We start from the raw sequence: 9,785 nt of genomic DNA, 5'->3' as shown, positions 1-9,785 counted from the left end.
TCGCTCCCACGGCAGCAGACGAGCCCGGCCGGACCGTGCGCCAGGGCCGCCCACCCTGGAAGACGCTCGCGTGCGCCTTCCAGGGTGGCGTCGTTCCCGGTGCCCTCCGCCAGGAATCCGATCACCCTGATCGTCGTTCGCCGGTCACCGCCCTCGGCATCGAGTGCCGACGCTCGGCCCGCCGTGTCGGCTCCAGCGTCGGCGACGCCGTGAAGGACCGTTGCGGCGTCCCCGGCGAGGCGCCGCCACCGGACCGATCTCTCCGGGGCGAGGTCTCAATCGTCGTCACGAACACGCCTGCGACGACCGGCACCGTCGGCTCAGCCCCGCGCCATGGCGATGACGCCGCCCAGCCGTTCACCCGCCTCGTAGATCATGTACGGCACGCCTCGGTCGGTGCCGAAGCACGGTGCCGCGGCTCGACCGCTCTCCGGGGCTGCCGACCGCGAGTCGTAGAAGACGCCGAGATGACGACGGCGCGAGAAGTCGGCGCCGACCTCGGTGATGAGGATGTTGCCGCCGCTGCCCTTGTCGGTGTGGTAGACGACGTACGCGTTCCCGTTCCGCTCCAGCAGATGCGGCCCGGAGAGGTTGACGGCGCCGACGGCCTGCGGCTCGACCAGCGGCGTCGGATCGAACTGCCAGTTCCGCCCGTCCGCCGACCAGCCCCAGCTGATGTTGCGGCGGTCCGCGGTGGTGTTGCGCATGAAGACCATGACGTAGCGGGCGCCACGAGACGGCAGGTTGTACGGGAAGACCCTGGCGTAGGAGGCCTCGGTGGCGCCTGCGGGCAGCATCGAGGTCGACAGCACGATCTTGTCGTAGGTGAAGTGGATGCCGTCGGCGGAGCGGGCCAGTCGGGTGGTCCGGTTGTCGCCGTGGAAGTACAGCCACATCTCACGCTGTCCGGCGTGCCACATGACGTGCGGGGACGACACATGGGGCACGCTGTAGTGCGGGTCCCACCGGTTGGCGACGATCGGGTTGCCCGGGTACTCGGTGAACGGCCCTTCCAGCGAGTCGCCGTAGGCCAGGCAGATGCCGCCGGGGTCGTTGTGCGGGGCGTAGTAGAGGTAGTAGCGGCCGATCGGCGAGCTGAGCCGGTCGTACACGCCCCGCACACAGGGGAAGATGATCTCGCCGGTCGGGTCGTACCCGAGCTGGTCCGGGCGGAGCAGCGTGCGGACGTAGCGGTAGTCGGGGAAGCCGCCGGGTGCGGCCAGTGCGGGTGGGGCGCCGAGTGTGCCTGCGGCGAGCACGGTGGCCCCGGTGGTGGCGGCCTGCAGGAAGCGACGACGGTTGACGGTCATCTGCGGCTCCTCTTCTCGGACGACGATGTCCTACAGCTCGGTGACGGCAGTGACGATCAGACCGGCGAGGGCGACGCACCACACGTACGGCAGCGTGCGCAGCATCACCTGTTGCGGGCTGACGCCGGAGTACTGCGCCGCCCACACGGTCTGAGTGCTCGTCGGGTCGGCGACACCGAAGACCTGGTTGTACGAGGCGGTCAGGCCCAGCACGGCGGCGGCCGGGTAGATGCCTGCGGAGATGAGCACTCCGGCGATGCCGGCGCCGAGCCCGTAGACGTTCAGCGGGCCTCGGTAGAGGCACAGCGGAGTCAACACCGTGAAGACCACCACGAAGACGATCGGATTCGCCGGGCTGACCGCCGTGACGAGCGGGTTGAGCGCCTCGACCGCGCCGGGCAGCCGCACTGCGGAGAGCAGGATGCCGATCGCGATGAACAGCACGATGGGCGGGGCGGCGATCTCGAAGCCGCCGTACAGCGTGCGCAGGAGCCGCTTGTTCATCTCCCTCGGCCGGGTCGTGGTCACCAGCGCGTACAGCACGCCCGCGAGCATCGACGGGATGATCGCCAGCTCGAAGCCCAGCGCGAGCACCAGCGGCACGAGCGGGGCGAGCAGCGCGTACCACGGCGCGTCGCCCATCTGCCGGGCCCGGTTGCGCCGTCGGTCGCCGCCGCCTGTCGAACGCGCGGCCGGGTTCGCCAGGGACCAGGCGTGCTCGACGCCCCTGCGGCGGTTCTCGATGAGGACGAAGAGCACGGCGAACACGGCGGCGAAGGGGAACAGCCGCAGCATGAACCCGCGCACGGTCTCCACCGGCAGGTCCAGCGTCGTGGAGAAGAACTGCCAGATCGGCAGCTCGAACGGCATGCCTGCGGCGATTCCCATCAGGATGGTCCCTGCGGCGGTGGCCTTCGGGACACCGACCGCGACCATCGCGGGAATGCCGATGATGCCCGCCATCATCGCGGCGGGTGCGGAGCCGGTGACGGTGCCGATGAGCGCGGAGACCAGGAGCACGCCGAGCGCCACCACGGTGGGCCGGTCACCCCCGAACTCGACGATCTTGCGGACGAGGGTGCTGGCGATGCCGGTCTCCTGCATCAGCTTGCCCATCCAGGAGCCGATGAGCACGGCGATCATGGTGGCGGCCTGCGCCACCGCGCCCTCCTGGAGGACCGTGTCCACGATGCTGTTCTCGCCGACGATCGGAGCGCCGACCACGGCGGCCACGGCCACGGCCAGCAGGACCAGGGTGACGGCCGTGGGCAGCTTGCGCGTGAGCATCAGGCCGACGGCCGCCAGCATGAGCAGGATGATGATGATCCCCATGGCGGTTTCTCAGTCCTCTCCGAGGGCCCGTACCGCGCCTGCGAGCGCGACGGTGAGTAGAAGCGGGCTGCGGCCGAGACCGCAGCGGGCGGCGGCGTAGCCGTGCGCGACGAGTTCGTCGGCGCCTACGACGTGCCCGGCGACCCGAAGCCGACCGAGACGCAGGACGGTGTGCCCGAGCCGGTCGCGCAGCGCCCGGCGCAGACCGGCGTCCTCGTGCAGGAGCCGATGCGCCTCCTCATGCGCCAGCGCCGCCGCGCGGAGCGCCCCGGGGGCGTACCACTCGCGCCACCCGAGCATCTCGACGAGTTGTTCGCCCAGCGCGAGGGTGTCGGTGAACAGCTCGACGGCCGGGACGGGCCGCGACACGTAGCGGGCGAGCAGGAGTCGTTCGATTCCGCCCGTGCACTCGACGACGAGCGGCTCCTGGTGTCGCCTGCGGTCGCGCACCGTCTCGCCGTCGCGGTCCCCTTCGGCGAGCCCCGTGCCGAACTCCGTCGCCGTCGTCGCCCAACGGTGCAGCAGCGCCGGGTCGCGGCCCTCGTGCGTCGGGGAGTCCGCCAGCAGTCTGCGGCCGAACTCCGCGTCGTCCGTCTCCGCCGACCGCGCGCACTCGGCGCGCAGCATCTCGCGCCTGCCCTCGGTGAGCCGGTCGAGAGACGCCCCCGCTTGGGCGAGGGCAGTGCGCGCCGGTCTCGGCCCGGTCATGACCGGGCCTCCAGCACCGCGATCACCGGTTCGTCGGCCGCGCGGGAGCGCAGCTCGCTGCGGGCCAGCGCCAGCAGCGACTCCGCGTCGAGCACCCCGGACAGGTCCGCGATCCGAGAGCCGAGCAGCAGGCGCAACGCCGGAGCGCGGACGCCGCCGTCACCGTACGAGGTGGACTCGTGGATCAGACGATTCAGCAGCTCCGGCGCCTCGCCGACCGTGGTCGTCGCGACGTGCGCGTCGGCGGCGTGGAGCCGCACCACGCCGTCGGCGTCGATCACGCGGACAGGGCGGCGAGCCCTGCGGAAACGGCGACGGTGGGTGGTGCCGTAGACGGTGTGCGCGGACGTGCCAGCCAAGACCTCCACAGTGGACGGATCGACTTTGAGGCTGGTCGCCGCCGCCGAGAGCCGCTCGGCGTCATCGGCGCGGTGGGCCCGGTCCTGAGTGCGCAGCTCGGTCGCGCCGGTCGCGACCGCCCGGACCGTGTTGGTCTGCGGGTCGACCGTGACCTCGACCTCCACCGCCGCAGGCGCGGCGCCCTGCGCCACGACGGCGGCCTCCGCCTCGCCCCGTACGCCGAGGATCTGCTCCTGGGTGGCGCCGGGGATGATCCGCTCGACCTGTTCCCGTACTAAGGCGAGCGCCACGCCGATCGGGCTGATGACCTCGTTGTGCGCGGCGATCCGACCCGAGAGGCCGGTCGTGGCGGCCAGATGCGGGGTCACGGCCGCCGCCCCGCCCCCGCCGCCGACCAGGACGACGGTGTCGCGGTCGAGGCGGTAGTCGCCGATCATCTCGTCCACCACCTCGCGCACCTGCCGCACGCCCGCGTCCAGCACCCGCGTCGCGGCGCCCGCGACGTCGGTGCCGAGGGCCTGGGCGAGCGGCGCGAGTGCCGCCAGGGCTGCCGCCGGGTCGCAGGCGGCGAAGTCGCCGTCGGGGACCCGGCCCAGCGCGTTCGCCGCGCAGGTCATGGTGATGGCGAAGCGGCCGCCTGCGGCGTCGAGGACCGCGTAGTCGCCAGGATCGCCCGGCAGCGGGCTCACGGTGGTGAGCTTCGCGTCGCGCAGGTCCGCCGGGTCGGCGTAGCAGGCGTACGGCAGGCCCGCGATGTGCGCGCTGCGCGGCCCGACGCCGTGCACCCGGCCGTCGCCGAGCCGCACCAGGGAGCCGCCGCCGACGCCGACCGTGCGCACGTCCAACGCGGAGAGGTACGAGGTCTTGCCGAGGATGGTGGCGTGCTTGACGGCGACCTTGCCCCGGCGGATCACGCTGATGTCGGTGGACGTGCCGCCGGTCTCCAGGAACACGCCCTCGCTGACCCGTTCCTGCATCAATGCCCCGGCCACCCCGGCCGCGGGCCCGGACAGCACGGTCAGCAGCGGTCGTCGCCGCATCTCGGTGAGCGACATGACGCCGCCGTCGCACCGCATCACCATCAGCGGCGCCTGCACCCCGGCCGCCGTGATGCCCGCGTCCACCAGTTCGGCGGTGGCCAGCATCTTCGGCATGATCGCGGCGTTGACCACGGCGGTGCGGGTGCGCTTGCGCAGCCCGTACAGCGAGGTGATCTCGTGCGCCGCGGTCATCGGAAGCCCATAGGGACGGGCCGTCTCCAACACCGCGGCCTCGCCGTCCGGCAGGTCGACGCTGAACGGCTCGCTGGCCACGAGCACCTCGACGCCCGCCGCGACGAGCTGCTCGACGGCGGTGCGCACGTTCGCGGCCTCGCCGGGATCGGCCACGTGCGCGTAGTGCAGCGGGAACCGTCTGCCGGGCGTGAGGTCGAGCTTCGCGAGCCCGGCGAGGCGTCTGGTCGGCACGGCGCCGAGTCCGGTGCCGATGCCGATCAGGCCGACCGGCGCCACATCGCCCTCCAACAGGGCGTTGGTGGCCTGCGTGGTGCCGTGGGCGAGGAACGCGACGTCGTCCGGCGTGCGGCCGACGTCGGTCAACAGCCGGTTCAGCGCCTCCACGATGCCGTGCGCGACGCCGTCGGCGTGATGGTGACTGGTCGGGACCTTCACCTGGGCGACGAGCTCCAGCGTGGCGGAGTCGATCGCGACGGCGTCGGTGAAGGTTCCGCCCACGTCGATGCCGACGCGGATGCGGTGCGGAGCCACGTTATGGACACCTCCTTGTGTCGTACGCGGGTCGAGCGGATGGTGCGGGTCGGGGGACTACGGGTGCGGTGGGGCCGTCCTGCCTAGTAGCCGCGAACGTCGGGCCAGTGCCGCTGCACCCCGGCCCGGTCGAGCACGCGGGCGAACTCGTCGAACCTCTTGTCCTGCTCCTGCACCTGGTGCGGCTGCACGTTCTCGGTGACGCAGTGCGCGGCGAGCGCCCCGGCGACCTCGCCGACGTTCCACTCGACCGGGTGCAGGCGGTAGCAGCCGTTGGTGATGTGCGTGGTGCCGATGTTCTTGCCTGCGGGCAGCAGGTTGCGGACCCGGCGTGGCACGAGCGCGCCGAGCGGGATCTCGAACGGAACGGAGCCGACGTCGATGTAGTCGTCGCCGCCCGTGGAGGGATGCAGGTCGATGCGGTAACCGCCGACGCCCACGGAGTCGCGGTACCGGGTGCCGCCGTACGGGCCGACGATGTCGATGGCCACGTCATGCTCGGTGACGGTGGTGACGGCCTTGATGCGGCGGGCCTCGCGGACGTACGCGGACTTGGCCAGGCCGTCGGCGGTGCCCGTGATGTCGGGACGCAGCCGGAGCCCGGGGAAGCCGGTGCCGCCGTCGGTGCGCGGCGCCTCGGTCTGCAGCCAGTACAGGACCGACAGCGACAACTCCCTCGCCCCGGCCAGCGCCTGCCGGGAGGTCTCCTCGCCCGCACCGACGAGCGGCTTGAGCCAGTAGTCGTTGAGCGGCCAGTTGACGAGCGTGACGTCCGAGTCGACGGCGCCGGGGCGGTGCATCCCCCTGGCGATGATGCGGCGGAAGCCCCACAGCTCCTTGTCACCCGCGTCGGCGCTCTGATCGGCCGTGACGGCGAGCGGATCGACGTCCGGGTTCGGCACGAAAGTGCGTTCGACCGGCGCGAGCGTGCGCGGGTCGGGGGCCAGGAAGCCGAGCAGCGGACCGGGCCAGAAGTCGGGGCGGTACGAACGCCAGAAGTCGTAGCCCGCAGGCCGGTCGATGGTGTGGTCGGCGCCCTCGTGATGGGAGAGGGCGAAGCAGACGGTGATGCCCTGCTGGTTGAGCGGGTCCGCGACCTCGGGGGCGTGCGGCTCGTCGTACTCGGCGCGGGACTCGGCGCCCAGGGCGTGCTCGACGCCTGCCAGTTCGAGCAGTTCGCCGGTCTCGGTGGCGTCGATGACGTAGGCGGCCGTGATGGTGTGCCGGGCGCCGTCGCGGACGTCGGCGACGGTGACGGCGCGGACGGCGTCGTGGTCGGTCTCGGCGGCGACGGGCCGCTGCTCGGTGAGGACGGTGAGCCTGCCTGCGGCGCGGTGCGGTGCCAGCATCGCCTCCAGCACGGCGAGCGCCACCTTCGGCTCGTGGCAGAGCTTGCTGACCCGCCCCGCACCCGGATTGAGGTACGGCAGGTCGAGGGCCTCGGCGCGCAGCGGATACCAGCGGCGGTAGTGCTCGCGGATCGACTCGCGCAGCGCCCGATAGGTGGCGGTGACGCCGAACTGCTCCACCCAGGGGTGCTCGTCCGGGGGCACGGCCTGCGCGGTGAGCTGGCCGCCGATCCAGTCGGTCTCCTCGGTCAGGACGGCGGTGCGCCCGGCCCGACAGACGGCGAGGGCGGCGGCCACGCCGCCTAGTCCGCCGCCCACGATGAGGACGTCGGTCTCGGTCGGAGTGCCGATGGGGGTGGGCATGTGGTGCGTACTCCTCTGCTCGTTCTGGTGAAGGCTGCTGGTCACTGGACGGCCGCAGGGCCCGCCGTGCTCCCCGGCCGGAAGGCGCAGGCCACCAGGGGAGACTCGGTCTCGCCGGTGGTGAGCAGGGCGGTGAGCGCCCGCACGGCGGCCGCGCCGAGTTCGGCACGGGGAACGTCGAATCCGGTGGGAAGGGGACGGCCTGCGAAGTCGGCGGGCGGGGAGCCGAGCAGCGCGAGCGAGACGTCGGCGGGGACGTCGAGTCCCGCGCCCTCGACGGCCGCCAGCAGCGCCCGCCAGGCCGCCCCGGTGTCGGTCTCCTCCGCGACGAAGGCGGTGACGCCCTCGGCGTGCCGGTCCCGGAGCCAGTCCGGCGTGATCTCCGCGACCGGATCGGCGGCACGTGCCACGGGAACGGCGTCGGGGAGTCCGGCGGCGGCCAGCGCCTCGCGGAAGCCGCGCTCGCGGTCGGTGGACGCGGGGGCGTCGTCGTCCTCGCGGACGAGCACGATGCGGCGGTGGCCGAGCCCGGCGAGGTGTCGGACCACCTCGGCGCTGGCGTCCACGTAGTCGGCGCCGACCCAGGCCAGGCCGTCGAGTTCGTCGCGGCGGCCGATGTGCACGGCCGGATAGCCGTCCTCGACCAGCCTGCGCAGCTCGTCGGCGGGGATGTGGCGGCCGAGGAACAGACATCCGTCGGCGAGTCGTACCCGTTCCAGCGCGCCGGACGCGCCTGCCTGTGCGCCGCCGGAACTGGAGCCGGTGAACAGCACCATGTCGTAGCCGCGCGCGGCCGCCTCCTGCTCGATGCCGACGAGGAACGGGTAGTACGAGTGCTCCACGGCGGTCGGGAACGTGGCGGTGAAGCTGAAGACCCCCAACAGGTTGTTGCGGGCGGCGGCCAGTCGCCGAGCCGCCGGGTCGGGCACGTAGCCCAACGCCCTGGCCGCCTCCAGCACGCGGGCGCGGGTGTCGGGATGCAGCACGATGCCCTGCTTGTTGCCGCCGATCACCAGCGACACCGTCGTCTGCGACACCCCGGCGAGCCGGGCGACCTCCGCCTGCCTCGGCCGCCCCCGGCGAGCTTTCACCGGTCGTTTCTCGGCCATACGCGACTCCTCGACTAATACGCATTAGTCGCGGGCTGCGAGCCGCTTTCTCACGTAACTAATGCGGATTAGCCAGCAGTTTGTCGCCGGGGCGCCGGCACCGTCAAGAGAATCAACTGACTAATATCCGACTAATATCCCCGAAGTGGATCGGGCGCCCGATCACGGTTCGAGATCGCTGCCGAGTGGCCGAAGCGGAACCTCGGGCCAGCCGGTTCATGGTGCGGAGGGGCGGCCTCTCAGGCCCCGGCCGCCTGCTGTCGCAGCGCCGCGTCCAGACTCCGCAGCAGTTCTCCCGTCCGGCCACGACCACCGGGGGCGTTCGGATACCGGAGCAGGACGCGCACCACGACGGGACGGGCCAGCACCCGCGCCTGTTCCAGGTGCGCGGCGCCGACGGCGGGGTCGTCGCAGGCCGCCAGTTCGAATGCCCGAGCCGCGTGGGCGGCCGATCCGAGGAGGTGCCAGACCTGGGTCGCCCTCGCCAGGGGGTGCAGGAACGCCGCACCGGCCGAGGCGACGGCGGCGCGCGCAGCTTCGGCAGCCGCGGCCTGCCCGGCATCACGGGCAGCCCCGAACGCCCGCTGCGCCGCCCACGCCGCCTCCCGGATTCCCTTCGTGCGGGCCGCCCCGGCGGCGAACGCCTGCGCAGCGTCGACGGCGGCCCGTGAGCGCCGATCCGACGGGCGTGCGCGATCGAAGATCGCCATCGCGGGTTCGGCACAGGCCACGGCATAACCGGCGATCTCGCGCAGTTCCGCCAGGCTGAGTTCGATCGTCGGGTGCTCTCCTGCCGTCGTCATGGTGTTCGACCGTATCGTTGAAGCTTCGGTGGAGACTTCTCGGCGATCTGACCAGTTCCCGAGGGCGAGACCTTCACGGCGATGCCTGCCCTGCCGTCTTGCGGGCGCGAGGACGACCTGCCCTGGCGGGGCGGGGATCGTCACGGTGCCGACGTCCGCACCCGCCCCGCCGGACACCCGCGAGGAGCCGCCGCAGTCCGCCGCCGCTGCTCACGCGGGCGGCAGGGTGCGTAGGGCGCTCGCCGTGTCCGGGACGCGCTCGCCAGACGAACCGGATGATCATGCGGCTCCCTGTCCGACCTCCTGTGGACCGCCCGCGCGGCCGAACCAGGCCGATTCGGCCGCGCACGTCGAGGCGGCGGCGCCCTCGGCCGCCTCGACGTGCCGGGCGCGCCCCGTATCCACGCCGCACACTCGGGCCGAGGCGCAGTGTCAAGCCCGACGCTGGTGGTCAGAACAGCGTCAGCCAGTAGAGCGCGGAGATGACGGTGTACTCGGCCGCGAAGCCCGGCGTGGTCGTGGCATAGCCGCAGACCGAGCCCTGGAGGAGAGCGATGTTCGCGACGAGGGCAACCCGGCGACGGGTCGCGCGAGGCCTGCTCGCCGCCGGAGCAGGCGGCGGTCGCCCGCGCCCTCCGCATCGCCTCGACGTCCGGTCATCGGCCCGCCGATGACCGCCAGACAC

At 72.5% G+C, this 9,785-nt stretch carries 8 protein-coding genes; all 8 read right to left on the bottom strand.

Annotation, left to right across the window (positions count from 1 at the left end; translation table 11 throughout):
* Window positions 1–320: 320 nt before the first annotated feature.
* The gene (locus UA75_RS17490; protein ID WP_075741151.1) at window positions 321–1,310 is read right to left on the bottom strand and encodes a twin-arginine translocation signal domain-containing protein; all 990 of its coding nucleotides are present in this window, start codon (window positions 1,308–1,310) and stop codon (window positions 321–323) included.
* Between the two features lie 30 nt (window positions 1,311–1,340).
* Window positions 1,341–2,642, bottom strand: coding sequence for a TRAP transporter large permease subunit (locus UA75_RS17485; RefSeq protein ID WP_075741150.1), 1,302 nt, complete (start codon window positions 2,640–2,642; stop codon window positions 1,341–1,343).
* 9 nt (window positions 2,643–2,651) lie between these two features.
* On the bottom strand, window positions 2,652–3,350 hold the full coding sequence (locus UA75_RS17480) for a hypothetical protein (protein ID WP_232237296.1): 699 nt from the start codon (window positions 3,348–3,350) through the stop codon (window positions 2,652–2,654).
* Window positions 3,347–5,476, bottom strand: coding sequence for a hydantoinase/oxoprolinase family protein (locus UA75_RS17475; protein ID WP_075741149.1), 2,130 nt, complete (start codon window positions 5,474–5,476; stop codon window positions 3,347–3,349). Before UA75_RS17475 ends, UA75_RS17480 begins: the two co-directional genes overlap by 4 nt.
* 83 nt (window positions 5,477–5,559) lie before the next feature.
* Window positions 5,560–7,188, bottom strand: coding sequence for an FAD-dependent oxidoreductase (locus UA75_RS17470; RefSeq protein ID WP_075741148.1), 1,629 nt, complete (start codon window positions 7,186–7,188; stop codon window positions 5,560–5,562).
* Between the two features lie 41 nt (window positions 7,189–7,229).
* Entirely contained in the window at window positions 7,230–8,297 is a 1,068-nt protein-coding gene (locus UA75_RS17465; RefSeq protein WP_075741147.1) for a LacI family DNA-binding transcriptional regulator, read from the bottom strand.
* Between the two features lie 239 nt (window positions 8,298–8,536).
* Complete coding sequence (locus UA75_RS17460; RefSeq protein WP_075741146.1) at window positions 8,537–9,100, bottom strand: putative immunity protein; 564 nt, start codon at window positions 9,098–9,100, stop codon at window positions 8,537–8,539.
* Window positions 9,101–9,551: 451 nt separating this feature from the next.
* Window positions 9,552–9,785, bottom strand: a complete 234-nt coding sequence (locus UA75_RS17455; protein WP_075741145.1) for a hypothetical protein — start codon at window positions 9,783–9,785, stop codon at window positions 9,552–9,554.

It is taken from the genome of Actinoalloteichus sp. GBA129-24, from assembly GCF_001941645.1.
GTDB classification, from domain to species: Bacteria; Actinomycetota; Actinomycetes; order Mycobacteriales; family Pseudonocardiaceae; genus Actinoalloteichus_A; species Actinoalloteichus_A fjordicus.
The sequence above is the reverse complement of the archived record's forward strand: the minus strand, read 5'-3'. Positions and strand labels throughout refer to the sequence as shown.